This is a genomic window from Streptomyces sp. NBC_01275 (assembly GCF_026340655.1).
Taxonomy (GTDB): domain Bacteria; phylum Actinomycetota; class Actinomycetes; order Streptomycetales; family Streptomycetaceae; genus Streptomyces.
Map to the genome: position 1 here is coordinate 10,006,382 of NZ_JAPEOZ010000001.1, position 18,071 is coordinate 10,024,452.

Sequence of the window (18,071 nt, forward strand, 5' to 3'; positions counted from 1 at the left end):
CATGCGCCTGCTCACCCACCTGCGGCACGTCGATCTGGCCGTGCCCGACTACGACAAGCAGCTCGACTTCTACTCGGGTGTCTGGGGCCTGACCAAGGTCGCCGAGGACTCCGGGATCTCCTTCCTGGCCGCCGAAGGCTCCCCCGAGAGTTACGTCGTGCGGCTGCGCAAAGCCGAGGAGAAGCGCCTGGACCTCGTCTCCTACGGCGCCGCGAGCGCCGAGGACGTGGACACGCTCGCTGAGCAACTCCTGGCCGGGGGAGTGGAGTTGATCTCGCAGCCGGGCACAGTCGACACCCCCGGCGGCGGCTACGGCTTCCGCTTCTTCGACGTCGACGGCCGCACCGTCGAGGTCTCCGCCGACGTCGGGGCCAGGCGGCACCGCAGGATCGAGGAGAAGGAGGCGATCCCGGTCAGGCTGTCCCACGTCGTTCTCAACTCACCCGACCTGAACCGCACCCGGGAGTGGTACGAACGACACCTCGGCTTCCGTCTCTCCGACACCCTCATGCATCCGAGGATGGGCGAGGCGATGCACTTCATGCGCATCAGCAGCCAGCACCACTCCATGGCCATCGCCCAGGGCCCGCACACCGCCCTGCACCACGTCTCCTTCGAGATGCGCGGCATCGACGAGTACCTGCGCGGCTCGGGCCGGGTGATCCGGGCCGGTTTCCGCAAGCTGTGGGGGCCGGGCCGGCACACGGCGGGCGACAACACGTTCACGTACTTCCTGGACCCGCAGGGCAACACGGTCGAGTACACGACGGAGCTGGAGGTCCTCGACGAGGACACCTGGCACCCGCACGTCTACGACTTCTCCCAGCCCGACGTCGCCGACCAGTGGGGCACCGCGAACCCGATGAACGAGCTGGTCGCCAAGGAGTCGTTCAACGACGTCGACCGCGGCGTGTTCGTCGCACCGCCGGTGTAAGGGGCGTCGGCCATGCGTATCGCCGCCTACCTGCACGAGGGCCGCCGCCGATGCGGCGTCGTGCAGGACACCGCCGTACGGTCCCTGCCGGACGGCGCCTCACCGCTCGACGCCCTCCGGGTCGCTCCCGTGGGCCCGGCCGTCCCGCTCACGGACGTACGCCTGCTGCCACCGCTGCAGCCGCCGACCATCCGCGACTTCGTCACCTTCGAGGAACACGTCGAAGGCGTACGGCGGTCCGTGGACGGCGCCGGCGGGGTCCCGGAAGCCTGGTACGACGCCCCGACCTTCTACTTCACCAACCCCTACGCGGTCATCGGCCCCCACGACGACGTCCCCGTGCCCCCGGGCTCGCAGGTCCTCGACTTCGAACTCGAGGTCGCGGCCGTCATCGGTCGCGAGGGCCGCGACCTCACCCCCGAGCAGGCGCGGGACCACATCATCGGCTACACGATCCTCAACGACTGGTCCGCACGAGACCTCCAGTCCCGCGAGATGCAGGTCCGCCTCGGCCCCTGCAAGGGCAAGGACACGGCCGCCACCCTGGGGCCGTACCTGGTCACGGCCGACGAGCTGGAGTCGTACCGCGACGCCGACGGCTTCCTGCGGCTCGGGCTCAGCGCATCGGTGAACGGCGAGGTCGTCGGCACGGACCTGCTGTCCAACATGAGCTGGACCTTCGAGGAGATGGCCGCCTACGCCTCACGGGGCGCCGTCGTGCGCCCCGGAGACGTCCTCGGCTCGGGCACCTGCGGCAACGGCGGCTGCCTGGCGGAGCTGTGGGGCGTCCGGGGCGAGCCCTCCCCGCCGCCGCTCAAGCCCGGCGACACGGTCACCCTCACCGTCGAGGGCATCGGCACGGTGTCCAACACCGTCGTCGAGGGCGTCGATCCGGTGCCGCTGCCGCCCGCCCGCCGCCGCACCCGGGAGCGGCCATGACCGCCTCGGGCAGGCTCCTGGGCAAGGTAGTGGTCGTCACCGGAGCCGCCCGCGGCCAGGGCGCCGCCGAAGCCGCGGCCCTGGCACGCGAAGGCGCAAGGGTCATCGCCACCGACGTCGAGCCGGAGGGCGACTGCCGCCGCCTCGACGTCACCAGCGAGGCGGCATGGGCCCGACTGGCCGCCGAACTGAGGGAGACGTACGGCGAGGTCCACGGCCTGGTCAACAACGCGGGCATCACCTGGCGTGCCCGCCTCGACGACGTACGACCCGACGACGTCGCCCGCGTCCACGCCGTCAACGTCACCGGGCCGCTGCTGGGCATCCAGCACCTCGCCCCGCTGATGCCGCCCGGCTCCTCCATCGTCAACGTCGGCTCCTCCGCCGCCCTCACCGGCCACTACCCGGTCGCCTACACGGCCAGCAAGTGGGCCCTGCGCGGCCTGTCGAAGGCCGCCGCCACCGAGCTCGGTCCGCGCGGCATCCGGGTGAACACCGTCCATCCCGGCTTCATCGAGACCGACATGACCGCCTCCGCCCACCCCGCCTTCCGCACGGCCAACCTCCGCGAGACCCCGCTCGGCCGCACCGGCGCCGTCGACGAGGTCGCCCCGCTCGTGGTCTTCCTGCTCTCCGACGACGCCTCCTTCATCACCGGCGCCGAGATCCCGGTCGACGGCGGCCTCACCGCACACGGCGGCGTCAAATCCCTCTCGGACGCCCTGCGTCCGCAGACGCCGGCCACCGAATGACGGACACCGAGGCCACCCGCAGCGCCCTCCTCGCGGGCCTTCGTGCGCCGATCTGCCGTTTGATGTCTCAAACGACCTGGGGCGAGCGGCGACTACCTGGCCTCCAGTGCCAGCACCGGCGTCAGTAGAGCACCAGCGTCAGCAGAGCACCAGCAACCCGCGGGCCCGAGGTGTCCGCCGTCAGTCGTGGCCCACGCGGGTCTCCATGGCCTCCACCAGCCGTTCCAGCGCCTTGCGCACCCATTCCCGGTCCTCTCCCAGTCCCGCCAACAGATCCACTTCGGCGGCCAGTTGGCGGGGGAAGAAGTCGTCGACGGCGCGGGCGCCGGCCTCGGTGACGGTGACCAGCGCGGCACGGCGGTCGGCGGGGTTGGGGGTGCGGGCGATGAAGCCGCGCTTCTCGAGTCTGCCGAGGGTCTTGCTGACGCCCGCCCGGGACAGGCCCAGCCGCTCGGCGAGGCTGCGGGCGATGAGCGGGTCGGTCGCGTGGCGCAGGGGGATGAGCATGTCGACCTCGGGCGCGGTGAGGGGGGCGCCCGCGTAGAGGGGCTCCACGGCACGGCTGAGCAGGCCCGTGGCGTGCTTGAGCAGGCCGACCAGTTCCATGGGGGAGGTGTCCAGGCCGGGGTTGTGGGTGGCCCACTGGGCGCGGACGTCCTCGGGGGAGGCGGGGGAGGAGGACATGCGGCTCGCCTTCTCGCTCTCATATTTGTTAGCTAGTGAACTATTGGCTATCTTTATCTCCATGGTAGCTCCGTCCTCCTCCCGTATCGCCACCGTGCCGGACCCCGCCGGTCTCGTTCCTTCCGGGCGTACGGTCGCCGTCCTCGTCGCCGTCCTCGGCGCCCTGACCGCGGTCGCCCCGCTCGCGACCGACATGTACGTCCCCGGCTTCCCCTCGATGGGGGACGCGCTCGGGGCGAGCAGTTCGGCCGTCCAGCTGACGATGACCGCGTTCCTGGCCGGACTGGTCGTCGGACAGCTGATCATCGGCCCGCTCAGCGACGGGCTGGGCCGGCGCCGGCTGCTGATATCCGGGGCGGCCGGGTTCGTCCTCCTCTCCCTCGCCTGCGCCGTCGCCCCGAACGTCGCCGTCCTGACCGGCGCCCGCTTCCTGCAGGGCGTGGCCGGTGCGGCGGGCATGGTGCTGGCCCGTGCCGTGCTCACCGACCGCTTCCACGGGGCCGAACTGCCGCGCCACTTCGCGGTGCTCTCCCAGGTGATGGGCGTGGCGCCGATCGCCGCGCCGGTGCTCGGCGGTGCGATCCTGTCCGTCGCCACCTGGCGCGCGGTGTTCGCCGTACTGGCCGTGCTGGGTGTGCTGCTCCTGCTCGCCGTACTGCGGGCGGTGCCCGAGTCGCTGCCGCCCGAGCGGCGTCACGGCGGAGGAGTCGCGAGCACGTTCCGCGCGATGGGCTCGCTGCTCGCCCGCCGCACGTTCATGGGGTACGTCCTCGTCATCGCCCTGGTCTCGGCCGCGCTGTTCACCTACATCAGCGGCTCCAGTTTCGTCTTCGAGAACCTCCACGGGGTCTCCTCGACGACGTACTCGCTCATCTTCGCCACCAACGCCGTGGGCATGCTGGTCGCCGGGGCCGTCTTCTCCCGCCTGGCCGGCCGGGGCGTCCGTCTGAACACGCTCCTCACGGCCGGGGTCGGCATCTCCTTGGTGGGCGCACTGGCGCAGGTTGTGCAGGTCATGGCCGTGGGCGAGACCCTCGTGGGCACGTGGATCACGCTGTTCGTGACCGTCACCGGCATCGGCCTGGTCTTCCCCGGAGGCATGAGCATCGGCCAGGCGGTGGGGCGGGCGGCTCCCGGCGCGGCGTCCGCGCTCCTGGGCGGCCTGCAGTTCCTCTTCGGGGCCCTCGCCTCACCGCTGGTGGGAGTGTTCGGCGAGGACAGCTCCCGGCCGATGGCGCTGATCATGCTGATCGCCGTGGCCGCGGCGGGGCTCGCCCTCGTAGGCCTCGCCCGGCCCTGGCAGGGGCACGGCGAACCGGACCGTCCGACAGTGCGGGGTCGGTAGTCCCGGGCTGGTAGTCCGGGGTGTCGAGCGTGTCGAGCGAGGTGTTCGGTTTCGTCGACGAAGGCGCGGGCGCCGTCCGAGAGCGCGCCGGGCTCCCCGAGGGCGCCACGACGTGTGTACGGCACGGTCGGCAGGTGTGACGGACCGGTCACCGGCCTGGGTCGCGCAGCGCAGGTGAAACACGGTCAGCCGGGCAGTCGTCCCGTGGCACCGTCGTTCTACCAAGGGATATTGGGGACATTGATGGAGAATCTCAGGGAAGAGGGGGAACGGGCGCCGAAGCGCAGAGTGCTCGACCTGACCGCTGTGCAGGTGGTGGCGAGCGCACTCGCGACCGTGGTGGGCGCGGTACTGGCGTCCCTGTTGGGGGTGACCGGGACGATCATCGGCGCCGCCGTGGTCAGCACCAGCGCGACCACCGGCGCGGCGGTCTTCCAGCATGCCTTCCGGCGGACGGGCGAGGGAATCCGTAACCGGGTGCCGCCGGTCGGAGTGCCGAGGACACCGGGCGAGGAGCGGGCGGAACACCGCGCGGACGCCCGGGCGGCCTTCGGGTTACCGGCCGACGCCTCGGTCGTCGACGGGGTACCCCCCTTCACCCCCTCCGAAGGCGAGTCGGTCACCACCTATCGGGGCGGCTCCCTCCGGCGGTCCGTCGGCTGGAAGAAGTACGCCCTGGCGACGGGCCTGGTGTTCGCCCTGGCGATGATCACGGTGACCGCGGTGGAGCTGATCGCGGGCAAGCCGGTAGCGGCCGTGGTCAGGAACGAGCCGGGCAAGGGAACTTCGGTGGGCGGCGGCTCGGCCGGTACCTCCGGTCCCACGGACAGCCCGACGCCCACCCCGGCCGCGTCCAGGGGCGCGGCGCCGCAGACGGACGGCTCTGACTCGCCGGACGCGAGCACGGCGCCGGACACCAGCTCCGCCCCCAGCCCGAGCCACAGTCCCCACTCCAGCTCCAGCTCCGGCCCTAGGGCTTCGGCGTCGCCCGAGCCGTCCGACGACGATGCCGTGAGCAGCTCCGACCCCACCGCTCCTTGAGCGGCGGACCGAGCTCGACGACCTCAGCCCGGCCGCCGGCGATCACCACGACGAGGCGGGCACGCGGCTGCTCGACCGCTGAGGCGGCTCAACCGGCAAGCTCACGGCGCAGGTCGCGGAGCAACGCGATCTCGGCCATGTGGTGGATGAATTCGAGGTTGGCCCCCGACAGCACGGCGACGAACGGGTCGTCGGGGTCGGAGCCGTACGGGTACTGGGAGAAGCCGACCGTGTCGAGCTGCTCTTCGGTGACGGCGGCGACGCTGTCGCGCCAGCGGTCGATCAGCGCCCAGAACCGCTCGAGGGCCAAGGCGGCGGAGGGGGTGAAGTCGACCAGGAGCTTCGGCTCCCGCCGCCGTTCGCCGAAGGTCCACTCCCATCCGCCCGCGAAGTGGAAGTGCAGATGCGCCAGCCGCCACGCGATGGTCGTGACGGGCGTTTCGTCAGGCTCCGGCGCACCGGTGTGAGCGAGGATCTGCTCGACCCGCTCGACGCTCACGCTCCAGTCGTCGGCGATCTTGGCGACGCTCATGCCGCCGGCGGCCTGCCGGCCGACCTCGGCGTACTCGCTGGCCGGGATGTCCGCCTCGCCCAGGTCGAGCACCCACTCGCCCGGCCCGAACGCCCTGGGCGTCGCCGCCTCGCCCCGCCGACGGATCGACCAGCAGCCGGGCGCCGGCTCCCACAGGTACTCCTCGTCGCCGAGCCCCGTCAGCCGTACCCGGGCCATCTCCCTGGCCTTGTCGAACTGGTCGAGCAGTAAGCCCAAACGGTCGGTCCGCGTGCCTTCAGTCTCCATGTCCGGCTCCCTTTGCGGTCGCGTCTCGCACCTCACTGCGCTCAGGCGGAAGCTATCGGCTCACCTCACCGGGCGCGACCGACTTCCTCGCGCGGCGCCGGCGAGCCGTACCGCGAAGGGCAGCGGGTCCTGCACGGACAGTTCGCCGGCGAGCGTGATCGTCTATCTCGACGGGGTGGTCTCCAGCAGTTCGCGGGCCATCCGCTGTGCGGGCGCCGCGGTCTGTTCGGCGACGCGGCGGAAGGTCTCCTGGGCAGGGCGGGCCGGCCAGTCGGGGGGAAGATGCCTGGCGGGGAGGCGGGGGTCCGTGCGGATGGTCCAGAGCCACTCGCTGACCAGCCGCAGTCGGGTGCCGATCGGGTCGTCTCCGGATCCGGCGTCCAGGTGGGCGGTCCAGCGTTTGTCGAAGGTGACGTACCGGGCGGCGATGCTCTCCAGGTCCCAGGTGTCACGGACCATCAGCTCGATGTCGGTGGCCTGGTCGGCCTGGGCGTGGAAGATCTTCACATGGTCGGTGAGCCCGAGTTCCGCGACGACGCCGGCCACGTCCACGTTGCCGGGGGCGAGCCACAGCCCGCTGTACAGCGCGCCGAATCCGGACCAGGTGAGCCGGGAGCGCAGGTCGTGGCGCTGGCGTTTCCAGGAGTCGGGCAGGGAGAAGCCCAGCAGTGTCCAGGAGCCGTCCCAGTCGTCGTTGACCGCGCCCTGCTGCCAGATGCGGGTGCGGCCGTCGTCGAGTATGCGCGTCGCCTGCGGGGTCAGGCCGAAGTACATCCTGCGGCCCTCCCGTTGGCGTTGCAGCAGACCGCGGTTGACCATGCGGGTCAGCGTGGAGCGTACGGCCTGCTCACCGACGCCGACGCGGCCGAGGACGTCGATGATGCTGCCCGAGTAGACGCACACGTCACGGTCCCCCTCTTCCAGGACGTGGTTGCCGAAGAAGGCGAGCATGAGCGACTGCGGGCGCGGCTGCGGGCCGTCCGGGGTGTCCAGGATGTCGTCGTCCTCCACAGGGGCAAGCGTACGGCCGCCCGCCGACGACGCGGCGGGCGGCCGTGCGGCGTCACTGGCCGTCGGCGGGGTGGGCAAGGTCGTACGGGCGCAGGTACGGGGTGGGCCGGTAGTCGACGTAGCGGGCGGCCGTCGTCGGATCGGCCGCCGCGGCACGGGAGTCGAGCGACTGCGGGTCCGTGCCCTGCCAGCGGCCGGTGGTGAGGCGGTCCTCCAGGGCGTGCAGGGCGGCGAGCTGCTCGGCGGCGCTGAAGGTGCAGTGCCCGGCGTTGTCGACGTACGCCTGTCGCAGCAGCGCCGACGACCCGGCGGCGGTGACGGCGCGGCGCAGGGCGCTCTCGGTCTGCACCGGGACGAGGGCGTCGCCGATGGTGTGGACGGAGAGCTGGGGCTTGGTCAGCTCGCCGGTGAAGGAGCTGGTTGCGCTCATCCACGCGACGGCGGCCGGATCGGCGCTGATCCGCGGGGCGCGGTTCAGGGTGGCGAGGTCGGCCTTCAGGGAGAGCCCGGCCTTCTTGTACAGCTCGGTGACCTCCTTGCGTACGGAGGACCGGCCGAGCAGCTTCGCGTAGTCGACGCCGGTGTTCCAGGACATGTTGCCGCCCGCCCGGACCTCGGCCTCCTGCCGCCGGTTGAAGGCGGCGATCTTCAGCAGGCCCTTGACGGCGTCGTACTGGTTGACCTGCTGGGCGTCCCAGTCGGTCGCGGCGGGCCGGGTCTGCGTCGGCTGGTTCCAGACCGGGATGTTGTGCAGGGCGGCGGCCAGGGCGATGCGGGCCCGTCCTGCGGCCGTCGTCTGCGCCGAGTCGACCACGGTCGTCAGGGCGTTCGCCGCGTCGGTGGCGGCCGTCTGGTCGGCGAGGTTCACCAGCGGGACGTCGGAACCGGGTGCGAGGAGCGTCTTGACGGCGAAGGCGGGGTCGAGGGTGTTGTTCCAGTTCGCGACGCCGCCGTGGACCAGGCCGCACAGGGCGATGGAGCCGTCGATCCGCTCCGGGTGGCGTTCGGCGATGGCGGTGGTGACGAGTCCGCCGTACGACCGGCCCCAGGCGATGGTGCGGGAGGCCGCCCCGAAGCGTTCGGTGAAGGCGGTCAGGGTGGCGAGCTGGTCGGGCACCGCGTCCGTCACCGCCCAGCCGGTGGTGGCGTACGAGGAGCCGATGAGCGCGTAGCCCTGCTGAAGGAGGAGGGCCTTGGTGGCGTCGTCGGGGGCGTCCTGCGCGGGGTTGGCCGGGCCGGCCGTGTAACCGTGGCTGAAGAGCAGGACGGTGCCGTTCCAGGCGGCGGGCACGTCCATCAAGTACGTGGCGCCCGAGGGGAGCCGACCTTCCAGGTGAGTCGGGTCCGCGGCAGCCACGGCCGAGGTGGGCGTTGCGGTGAGGGCGAGCAGAAGTGCGGCGGCGCAGGCGGTGCGACGTGCCGTACGGGTGCGGGTGCCGGTCGTCATGCGGGGATCTCCTGGGTGTGGGGGGAGGTGGAGTCTTCGACGGTGTGGGCGAGGGAGGTCCGGCTGGTCTCGCGTACGAAGCAGACGGTCACCGCGGTGATGAGGGAGCCGCCGCAGAGCAGCAGGGCGACGGGGGCGCCGCTGCCGCCGGCGGCCACCAGACTGCCGGCGATCATGGGGGAGAAGCCGGCGCCGACGAGGGTGGCGCCCTGGTAGCCGAGGGAGGCGCCGGTGTAGCGGACCCGGGTGCCGAACATCTCGCTGAACAGGGCGCCCAGCGGCCCGTACATCGTGGACTGGGCGATGCCGTGGCCGAGGACGACGGCGAGGATCAGCAGTCCGGGCGACTTCGAGTCGATCAGTGCGAGGACGGGGAAGGCGAGGGCGGCCGAGGCGAGGGCGCCGGCGAGGACGACCGGGCGGCGGCCGATCCGGTCGGAGAGCGCGGAGGCGCAGGGCAGCACGACGAGGGCGACGGAGGCGGAGACCGTGAGGGCGGTGAGCACCTGGGGGCGGGCGTAGCCGATGCCGGTGGCGTACGAGATCAGGTAACTGGTCAGCAGCGACTGGGCGGTGAAGGCTCCGATGCCGACGCCGCAGGCCAGCAGTACGGGACGCGGGTGGCGCAGCACGTCGAGGATCGGCAGCCGCGCTTCGGCGCGCTCCTTCCTCACCTCGGCGAAGAGCGGGCTCTCCACCACCTTGAGCCGTACGAGGAGTCCGACGCCGAGCAGCACGACGCTCAGCAGGAACGGCACGCGCCAGCCCCAGGCCGTGAACTCGTCCTTGGGGAGGGTGACCACGAGGGCGACGACGGCGGCGGAGATCAGGGAGCCGAGCGGTGCTCCCATCTGCGTGAAGCTGGACCACAGGCCGCGCCGCCGGTTCCCGGCGTGCTCGACGACCATCAGGGTGGCGCCGCCCCATTCACCGCCGATGGCGATGCCCTGGACGACGCGCAGGGTGATCAGGAGGACCGGCGCCCAGACGCCGATGGTGTCGTACGTGGGCAGCAGGCCGATGAGGAAGCTGGCGGCTCCCATCAGGCCCATGGTGAGCAGCAGCATGGACTTGCGGCCGAGGCGGTCGCCGTAGTGTCCGAAGAGGATGCCGCCGAGCGGTCGGGCGACGTAGCCGGCGGCGAAGGTGCCGAACGCGGCGACCGTGCCGACGGCGGGATCGGCGCCGGGGAAGAACAGTTCGCCGAAGACGAGGGCGGCGACGGTGCCGTAGACGAGGAAGTCGTAGAACTCCACGGCGGTGCCGAGCAGGCCGGACGCCGCGACTAAGCGCAGTTGCCGGGTTCGTTCCGGACTCGTGGGCGGGGGCGGGGGCGGTGATGCGACGGGGGACGGGGGCATCGCGGTCTCCCTTGACCGGGGGAAGGACACCCGCGAACTTAGGCGCATGTTTGATTGTCGTCAAGAAAGTGCACAACATTCCCTGGTGGGGTCCGTCGGGGGCCGGGACGCACCGCGCAGTTCGACGGCCGCGGGCGCGGACGTTCTCGGCGGCGCGCTGATGGGGCCGGGTTCCGGAACTCGGCTTCAGACGTGGGGCGTTCAGCGCCCGGGCTGACGGATGATCAGTGGACGGCGGCGCGACAGAGTGCGGCTGCGACACGTACCAGGTCGACGCGGCGGCCGCAGGTCAGCGGCTGGCACGGCATGCGGCGATGCAAGCATGGCGACTCGGGGCGTCAACGACTGTCACCATCCGGAACGATCACTGCCGGGGATCTGAACTGCGTGTGCCGGAAGCTCAGTTCGCTCTCCCGGCCAAGCGGTCGGCTTCCTGTCGCGAACGCTTCGTTGACACCCACCGCCCCGCGTGCTTGCATCCCGCCATGCCGTTGTCGGAGCCTCTGACCCGTCGCCGCGCCGTGGACCTCGTCCGGGTCGCCGCCGCCCTGTGTCGCACGACAGCCTGATCACGCGCTTCCTGCCGTCACTTCTCCTGACGAGGACCCGCCATGCCTTCACCCACCCCCGCCGGTGACCCCCGCGAAACCGACTACGACCGCCGCAGACTGCGCCAGTGGCTCGCCGGTGAGGCCAGAGCCGACGGCGTCACCCGCCGCCGGCTGCTCACCCTGCTCGCCGCCACCACCGCCTCCGCGACCGCACTCGGCGCCGCGCGGCCCGCCCAGGCCACCGACGGGCCGATCGTCAAGCCCCTGCCGCCCGAGTGGTTCATCCCGCGCGGCACCAACGCCGAGACCCGCTGGGAGGCGTTACGCGGGACAGGCCGCCACGCCCCCAACGAGCTGTTCTTCGTGCGCAACCACACCGCCACCCCCGTCCTGGAGGCCGACGACTGGCGGCTGCGGCTGTGGGGGAGCGGGCTGCGCGGCGCCCCCGGCGAGGACCGGCCGGTGGAGTTCGGGTACGACGATCTGCGCGCCCTGCCGGCCGTCACCCGTACCGCCTTCGTCGAGTGCGCCGGAAACGGCCGCTCCTACTACACGACACAGCAGGGCGAGACGGTCGCCGGCACCTCGTGGACCCTGGGAGCGATCGGCGTCGCACGCTGGCGCGGGGTGCGCCTGGCCGACGTGCTGCGCAGGGCCGGGCTGTCCTCGTACGCCGTGGACGTGCAGCCGCGCGGCCTGGACGCCGAGTACGTCAGCGGCGGCGAGAGCCTGGGCCGGGTACGCCGTCCGCTGCCGCTGGCCAAGGCGCTGGACGACGTACTGCTCGCGTACGAGATGAACGGCGAGCGGCTTCCGTACGACCACGGGTATCCGGTGCGGGTGCTGGCGCCCTCCTGGGTGGGGATCGCGTCGATCAAGTGGGTCGGCGACATCGAGGTGTCCGCGCAGCCGCTCTACTCGCCCTGGAACACCACCTTCTACCGGATGTTCGGCGCCTCCTACCCGGAGGGCGGCAGCGCGCCGCTCACCCGGCAGACCACGAAGAGCGCCTTCGAGCTGGCGAGCGGCGCCACCTTCACGGCGGGCCGGCGGCACGTACTGCACGGACGGTCGTGGTCGGGCGCGGGCGCCGTCGCCCGGGTCGACGTCAGCACCGACGGCGGGGCGAACTGGCGGCGCGCCCGGCTGCACGACCGGCCCCGCGCCGGGACCTGGACCCGCTGGTCCCTCGGCTGGCGGCCCGACGCGCCCGGCGCCACCCATCTGCTGGCCCGGGCCACGGACACCGCCGGCCGTACGCAGCCGGACACCGCCGTGTCCAACACCCAGGGCTACCTGTTCGACGCGGTGGTGCGCCATCCCGTGAGCGTGGTGTGACCGGCAAGCCGTCCCGGCCGGATCCGCCGCCCTCGCCCCGGTCGCCGTCTCACCCGTCGGGACGCTCGGTGGACGCACCTGCGCGCGTGTGCTTTGATCCGGCCATGGAGACCACTGGCCAGGCACACACGGTGCTGCTCGACCCGTTCTGGGTGAGCCGCCGCGCCGACCAGTTCGACGAGATCTGTCGTTGACCGCCGTGTAACGGCCCGCGTCTCGACCCTCTCTTCCCCGACCCGCTCTCGGCGCACTCCTCTGTTCTGTCGGCAATCGGCCGTTCCCGTACGGCCGTTGCCGCGCGCGCCGCCGCGTCCGGGTCCGCTGCCGCCGCGAAGGAATCCCATGGCGCAGCCCACCGTCCTCCCCGTCATCGACATCTCCCGCTTCCGAGATCCCGGCACCGACCGCGACGCCTTTCTGGCCGAACTCCGCGCCGCCGCCCACGAAGTGGGGTTCTTCTACGTCACCGGACACGGCGTTCCCGCGTCCGTACGGGACGAGGCCCTGCACGCGGCCCGCGCCTTCTTCGCCCTTCCGGAACACGTCAGGTCCACGCGGGCGCCGTACCGGATCCCACCACCGGCGCACGCGCCGTGCCGATCCACCAGACCACCAGCTACGTCTACCGCGACACCGCGCACGCCGCCGCAGCCTTCGAACTCGCCGACCTCACCACGCACGCGTACACCCGGCTGTCGAACCCGACCACCGCCGTGGCCGAGGAGCGCATCACGGCCCTGGAGGGCGGCTCGGCGGCCGTCGCCGTGGCCAGCGGACAGGCCGCGACAGCCCTCGCCCTGCCCAACCTGGCCCGCGCCGGAGACCACGTCGTCGCCTCGTCGTCCCTCTACGGAGGCACCCGTACGCTCCTGGAGCACGCCTTCGCCGACTTCGGCATCGCGGTCACCTTCGTCGACGACCCGGACGACCTGGGCGCCTGGTACTCGGCCGTACGTCCCGGCACCAAGGCGCTGTTCGGCGAGAGCATCGGCAACCCGCGCGGCAACGTCCGCGACATCGAGGCGGTCGCCCGGATCGCGCACGAGGTCGGCGTCCCGCTCGTCGTCGACAACACCGTGCCGCGCTGTCCGTCATCACGGCCCCGACCGAATCCGAGGCCCGCGACAAACTGGCCCGCCTCACCGCGTTGCTGCCCCCGCAGGTCGCCCTGGCCGACCTCTCCTACTGGCTGGGCGGCTTCGACCTCAGCGACCACCCGCTGGACGGTCCGCTGCCCGAACTCCCCGTCTCCAACCAGTCGCACACCGCACAGCAGCAGATCTACGAGGACGCACGGCGAGACGACCTCACCATCCGCGACCTCGTCCAGCGGGTCGCGGGCGACGACCGCACCATCACCGGGACTCCGCGGCAGATCACCGACCACATCGAGGAGTGGTTCCACGGCCGCGCCGCCGACGGCTTCAACGTGGTCTTCCCGTATCTGCCCGGCACGCTGTCCGACGTCGCCGACCTGGTCGTGCCCGAGCTGCGCCGCCGAGGCCTCTTCCGCACCCACTACACGGGCACCACCCTGCGCGACCACCTCGGCCTGCCGCGGCCGCCACGGCTCGGTCGAGCGCCGCTCGAGCGGGGCCGCGCGTGGTGACGAACCCGCCATGAGCCCGCCACGACCATGCCATGAGTCCGCCACGAACCCGCCATGAGCTCGTCACACACGAGCGGGAATGCACCTCGCGCGCATGCCGGTCGCCCTGGGTATGACCATCGGCGCAGCGCTCGCTCTCCACAACCGGATCGACGGCACGGTGCAGCTCGCGCGGGAGGCTCACGAGGCCGGACTGCGCTCCGCCTGGTTCGGGCGGAGGAGACCGTCGCCGCCGAGGTGCGCCGGTACCGAGAGGCCGGGGCGACGGAGGTGGTGTTCACCGCGACGGACCTGGGCGGCGAGGCGGACCGACACCGCACCTGGAAGCTGCTCGGAGAGCTGGCCAACGGCTGACGCGCACCGGGACCGTGGCGGCGACGGTCGGCGCGGGCGGGCAGCCGTCGGTGGTGGTGGGCGACTGTCGATGGTGGTGGGCGGCCGTCGGTGCGGCCCTGGTGGATGCGCGTACATCTAATGTTCTTGACATCTTCCGGGCCCGACGACGTAGGTTGAAGCGATCAGTCCCGGACGAGTGGAGGCCCCGATGCGCGCACATGACGCCGCACCGCACGGCGCCGGCCCGGGCACGCTGCTGATCATCCGGCGCCATGTCGACTACTGCCGCACCGCCTCCGCCGTCTGTCCTTCCGCACGACCCTGACCTCCGCCGGCCTGTCGGGCCGGCCGTCTCGTTGTGCCCTCGGAAGGAACCCCATGTCCGGCCCCGCCCTGCGGCTCGCCCTCGAACTCGACGGCGACGGCGCCCACCCCGCGGCCTGGCGCCGCGCCGCCCACTCGCCCGACCATCTGCTGACCCCGCGCCGGGTGGCCCGCGTCGCCGCCGCCGCCGAGAACGCCGGGTTCACCCTGCTCACCCTGGACGACGGCGCACTCCCGCCCGGCGCCACGCCCGACGTGGTCGGCCGCATCGGCGCGGTGGAGCGGGCCGCCTTCCTCGCCGCGTCGACGAGCGTCATCGGCATCGCGCCGGTCGTCCCGGTCACCTACGCCGAACCCTTCCACGTCTCCAGCCAGTTGGCGTCCCTGGACCACATCTCGATCGGGCGCTCCGGCTGGGTGGTGGGCGAGGAGGCCCGCCCCGAGGCGGCCCGTGCCTGGGGCCGCCCCCTCGTCGACGGCGCCGCCGCCCGCGCCCGCGAGTCCCGCGACGGCCTCGAGGTCGTCCGCGCCCTGTGGGACTCCTGGGAGGACGACGCCGTCATCCGCTCCGTGGCCACCAGCCGCTACCTCGACCGCGACCGGCTCCACTACGTCGACTTCACCGGCGACGCCTACGCCGTGAAGGGCCCGGCGATCGTGCCGCGACCGCCCCAGGGCCAGCTCGTCGTGCTCGGCCGGCCCGACCTCGTGCCCGCCGAACAGCTCGACGTCGCCCTCGTCCAGGGCCGCGACGTCACCGCGGTCGCCGCGGCCGCGGCCGCCGCCGGAACGCCGCGTGCCTTCGCCGAGATCGAGGTCGCCCTCGACACCGCGGCCGCCCCGGCCGACGAACGCGTCGCCGACCTGGAGCGACACGCTCCCTGGAACGACCGGGGACGGCTGCGCCACATCGGCTCCGCCGCCGGACTCCTGGCCCTCCTCGCGGAGTTGAGAGGCGTCGTGGACGGAGTGCGCCTGCACCCGCTGGTGCTGGACGAGGACCTTCCGGAGCTGTCCCGGCTCGTCCTGCCGCACCTCTTCGAACAGCGCCACGCCGTCCGCCCACTGGCCGGCGCGTCCCTGCGCACCCACCTGGGCCTCGAGCGGCCCGCCAACCGCTACGCCGCCGCCCGCACGGCCGGGGAGGAGACCCGATGACCCACACCGACCCCCTCGACGTCCCTCGCCCCGACGCCCAGCTCCACCTGGGCGTCTTCTTCCAGGGCGTCAACCACTGGACCATCTGGTCCGACCCGGCCAGCGGCTCCCAGATCGATCCCGCCAACTTCCGGCGCGTCGCCCAGACCGCCGAACGAGGCCTGTTCGACGCGTTCTTCCTGGGGGAGGGGCTGAGGCTGCGCGAGGTCGACGGGCGGATCCACGACCTCGACATCACCGGGCGGCCGGACGCCGTCACCCAGCTCGCCGCCCTGGCCGCCGTCACCGACCGGATCGGCCTGGTCTCCACCTCCAACACCACCTTCAACGAACCCGCCGACCTCGCCCGCCGTCTCTCCGGCCTCGACCTGCTCTCCGAGGGCCGCGCCGGATGGAACGTGGTGACCACCGACAACGCCTGGACGGGCGCCAACTTCCGCCGCGGCGGTTACCTCGACCACGCCGACCGCTACCGGCGCGCCGAGGAGTTCCTCACCGTCGCCCGCGCGATCTGGGACGGCTGGGAGACCGGGGCCGTCTCCGGATCCCCGGGCGCCCCGGCCTGGGCGGCACCGGGCGCCGTACGCCAAGTCCGCCACCAGGGGCACCAGTTCGACGTCGACCTCGCGCCCACGCTGCCGCGCAGCGCCCAGGGTCACCCGGTGATCTTCCAGGCCGGGGACTCCGGCGAGGGCCGGGACTTCGCCGCCCGCAACGCCGACGTCGTCTTCTCCGCGCACGGCAACGACTACGACGACGCGCTCGCCTTCGCCGACGATCTCCGGCGCCGCCTGCGGGCCGTCGGCCGGCCCGACGACGACCTGCGCATCCTCCCCGGCACGGAGATCATCATCGGCGCCACGGAGGAGGAGGCGCAGGAGAAGAAGCGCTGGATCCGCCTCCAACAGGTCACTCCGGCAACCGCGTTGGGCATCGCAGGACTCCTGTGGGGCCTGGACCTCTCCGATCGCGACGCCGACGGTCCACTGCCCAAGGAGGACCCGGTCGTCGCCGAGAACGACGGCTCCTTCGGCGCCCGGCGTATCGCCGACTCGCGCAAGGTGGTCGCCGAGTGGCGGGAGAAGGCCGAGGCGCACGGGTGGTCGCTGCGCGAGACCGTCATCGCGCTCGGTCCCCAGCGTGGCCATGTCGGCACTCCGGCGGGACTGGCGGACAAGTTCGCCCACTTCGTCCGGCACGGCGCCGTCGACGGCTTCAACGTCACGCCGTACCTGATCCCCGACGGCCTCGACGACATCGTCGACCTGCTCGTCCCCGCACTGCAGGAACGCGGGGTCTACCGCACCGAGTACACCGGTACGACGCTGCGCGAGCACCTGGGCCTGCGCGAACCCCTCACCCACCGCTCCACGACCGACCGGCGGGAGGCCGGCTGACCTTCCGCCGCCGACCCGGGTCCCCTCCTGGAGGGCCCTTGCGAAGGGCGGGCAGGTCGCCGGGTCCGTGTAGGCGCAGGCCAGGTTCGCGGTGCGGTGGAGGTCGAGGTGACGTCGAGGGTCACCCTGCCCGCGCCGATGCCGATTACTGATCAAGACCGATCGCGGGAGCCGACCGGTGGCGTGCTCCGGCGGCGGCTCGGGTGCGGATCACCGGAAGAGCGCCGGCAGGGCCGACGGACGGTCAGCGGACCGTCCGAATCGGCCTGCCGTGGGCGGGTGTCATGCGTCGGCCGGAGCGGGCTCCTCCTCGGTCTGCGCCGGGGCGGTCGACTTCGGTGCGTCGGCAAGGGTGTAGAAGACCGAGGTGCCTTGCTTGCTGCGCTGGGCCTGGGCCTTGGCGACGAGGCCTTCGAGGGTGGTGCGCACCACGGTGGTCTTGACGGTGCGTTCGGGGTGGGCCTGGCCGAGGGTGGTGGCGATCTCCGCCGCCGAACGGGGTTCGTTCTGATCGGCGAGGTGACGACGGACCAGGTCGACCAGCGTCGGCTGGGCCGTGCTCGCGGCTTCGGCCTTGGCCGCGCGCTTGTCGTCGGCCGGCTTCGTGTCCGGGCGGGTGGGCTGGGCGGCGGTCTTCTGGGGCTGTGCCGGCTTACGGGTACGGGACTTGGCGGGGGTCTTCTTGCGCGGGGCGGGCAGCGGGACGCTGTCGGACGACGGTCGGGCCGTCGTGTCGATGGCCTGCTGGATGCTCACCAGCACGGCGTGGTCCCGCTCAAGGGCCGCCAACTGCCCCTGCAGGTCGGCGATTTCGGCACCGACCCGTCCCTGTTCCTTGGCGTTGCGTTCCAGATCGGCGGTCACCTGAGCGGTGTACTGGGAGGTGATCTCGGTGGCGGAAGCGTTCTCGGACATGAAGCGCACGACCTTTCCTCGGTGTGAGGCAGCAGATGACGGGCCTGCCACGCGCGCCGCCCCGACGGGCTGACGCCTGTCGGGCACGCAGATAGGTCCATGTGCAGAGCACAGTGGAAGAGATAGTACG

Annotated in this window: 15 protein-coding genes and 3 pseudogenes; 12 read left to right on the plus strand and 6 right to left on the minus strand. The window is 72.3% G+C overall.

What is annotated here, in order from left to right; genetic code table 11:
• Window position 1 precedes the first annotated feature (1 nt).
• From OG562_RS43910 to OG562_RS43920, 3 genes are read left to right on the plus strand one after another with little or no spacing between them, the layout of a single operon-like run.
• A complete protein-coding gene (locus OG562_RS43910; protein WP_266408260.1) occupies window positions 2–934 on the plus strand; it encodes a VOC family protein in 933 nt (310 codons plus the stop codon).
• Between the two features lie 12 nt (window positions 935–946).
• Complete coding sequence (locus OG562_RS43915) at window positions 947–1,873, plus strand: fumarylacetoacetate hydrolase family protein (RefSeq protein ID WP_266408263.1); 927 nt, start codon at window positions 947–949, stop codon at window positions 1,871–1,873.
• Window positions 1,870–2,625, plus strand: a complete 756-nt coding sequence (locus OG562_RS43920) for an SDR family NAD(P)-dependent oxidoreductase (RefSeq protein ID WP_266408266.1) — start codon at window positions 1,870–1,872, stop codon at window positions 2,623–2,625. Before OG562_RS43915 ends, OG562_RS43920 begins: the two co-directional genes overlap by 4 nt.
• A 180-nt stretch (window positions 2,626–2,805) precedes the next feature.
• Here OG562_RS43920 and OG562_RS43925 read toward each other — a convergent pair whose 3' ends face one another.
• A complete protein-coding gene (locus tag OG562_RS43925; protein ID WP_266408268.1) occupies window positions 2,806–3,309 on the minus strand; it encodes a MarR family winged helix-turn-helix transcriptional regulator in 504 nt (167 codons plus the stop codon).
• A gap of 61 nt (window positions 3,310–3,370) precedes the next feature.
• On the opposite strand from OG562_RS43925, the gene OG562_RS43930 reads away from it, so the two are divergent.
• Both OG562_RS43930 and OG562_RS43935 read left to right on the plus strand, forming a co-directional pair.
• Entirely contained in the window at window positions 3,371–4,654 is a 1,284-nt protein-coding gene (locus OG562_RS43930) for a multidrug effflux MFS transporter (RefSeq protein WP_266408271.1), read from the plus strand.
• Window positions 4,655–4,897: 243 nt separating this feature from the next.
• Window positions 4,898–5,695 carry a hypothetical protein gene (locus OG562_RS43935; protein WP_266408273.1) on the plus strand — a complete coding sequence of 266 codons (798 nt, stop codon included), beginning with the start codon at window positions 4,898–4,900 and terminating at the stop codon, window positions 5,693–5,695.
• A gap of 88 nt (window positions 5,696–5,783) precedes the next feature.
• Here OG562_RS43935 and OG562_RS43940 read toward each other — a convergent pair whose 3' ends face one another.
• The 4 genes from OG562_RS43940 to OG562_RS43955 form a co-directional block, all read right to left on the minus strand.
• Complete coding sequence (locus OG562_RS43940; protein ID WP_266408276.1) at window positions 5,784–6,494, minus strand: DinB family protein; 711 nt, start codon at window positions 6,492–6,494, stop codon at window positions 5,784–5,786.
• A gap of 162 nt (window positions 6,495–6,656) precedes the next feature.
• Window positions 6,657–7,505: a PaaX family transcriptional regulator C-terminal domain-containing protein gene (locus tag OG562_RS43945; RefSeq protein ID WP_266408278.1), complete on the minus strand. Its 849-nt coding sequence runs from the start codon at window positions 7,503–7,505 to the stop codon at window positions 6,657–6,659.
• Between the two features lie 52 nt (window positions 7,506–7,557).
• Window positions 7,558–8,952, minus strand: coding sequence for a S9 family peptidase (locus tag OG562_RS43950; protein WP_266408282.1), 1,395 nt, complete (start codon window positions 8,950–8,952; stop codon window positions 7,558–7,560).
• A complete protein-coding gene (locus OG562_RS43955; protein WP_266408284.1) occupies window positions 8,949–10,313 on the minus strand; it encodes an MFS transporter in 1,365 nt (454 codons plus the stop codon). The genes OG562_RS43950 and OG562_RS43955 overlap by 4 nt, the downstream gene beginning before the upstream one ends.
• Window positions 10,314–10,924: 611 nt before the next feature.
• Here OG562_RS43955 and OG562_RS43960 point away from each other — a divergent pair.
• From OG562_RS43960 to OG562_RS43990, 7 genes and pseudogenes are all read left to right on the plus strand, one after another.
• On the plus strand, window positions 10,925–12,202 hold the full coding sequence (locus OG562_RS43960; RefSeq protein ID WP_266408286.1) for a sulfite oxidase: 1,278 nt from the start codon (window positions 10,925–10,927) through the stop codon (window positions 12,200–12,202).
• A 342-nt stretch (window positions 12,203–12,544) separates the two neighbouring features.
• A pseudogene (locus OG562_RS43965) lies at window positions 12,545–12,691 on the plus strand (2-oxoglutarate and iron-dependent oxygenase domain-containing protein); the annotation flags it as partial.
• 50 nt (window positions 12,692–12,741) lie between these two features.
• Window positions 12,742–13,284, plus strand: a pseudogene (locus tag OG562_RS43970) (aminotransferase class I/II-fold pyridoxal phosphate-dependent enzyme); the annotation flags it as partial.
• A gap of 65 nt (window positions 13,285–13,349) precedes the next feature.
• Window positions 13,350–13,811, plus strand: a complete 462-nt coding sequence (locus OG562_RS43975) for a hypothetical protein (protein WP_266408289.1) — start codon at window positions 13,350–13,352, stop codon at window positions 13,809–13,811.
• Between the two features lie 198 nt (window positions 13,812–14,009).
• Window positions 14,010–14,165, plus strand: a pseudogene (locus OG562_RS43980) (LLM class F420-dependent oxidoreductase); the annotation flags it as partial.
• Between the two features lie 360 nt (window positions 14,166–14,525).
• Complete coding sequence (locus OG562_RS43985; RefSeq protein ID WP_266408291.1) at window positions 14,526–15,629, plus strand: LLM class flavin-dependent oxidoreductase; 1,104 nt, start codon at window positions 14,526–14,528, stop codon at window positions 15,627–15,629.
• Window positions 15,626–17,026, plus strand: coding sequence for an NtaA/DmoA family FMN-dependent monooxygenase (locus OG562_RS43990; RefSeq protein ID WP_266408294.1), 1,401 nt, complete (start codon window positions 15,626–15,628; stop codon window positions 17,024–17,026). The genes OG562_RS43985 and OG562_RS43990 overlap by 4 nt, the downstream gene beginning before the upstream one ends.
• A 282-nt stretch (window positions 17,027–17,308) precedes the next feature.
• On the opposite strand, the gene OG562_RS43995 is transcribed toward OG562_RS43990, so the two are convergent.
• Entirely contained in the window at window positions 17,309–17,941 is a 633-nt protein-coding gene (locus OG562_RS43995; RefSeq protein WP_266408297.1) for a hypothetical protein, read from the minus strand.
• Window positions 17,942–18,071: the final 130 nt, after the last annotated feature.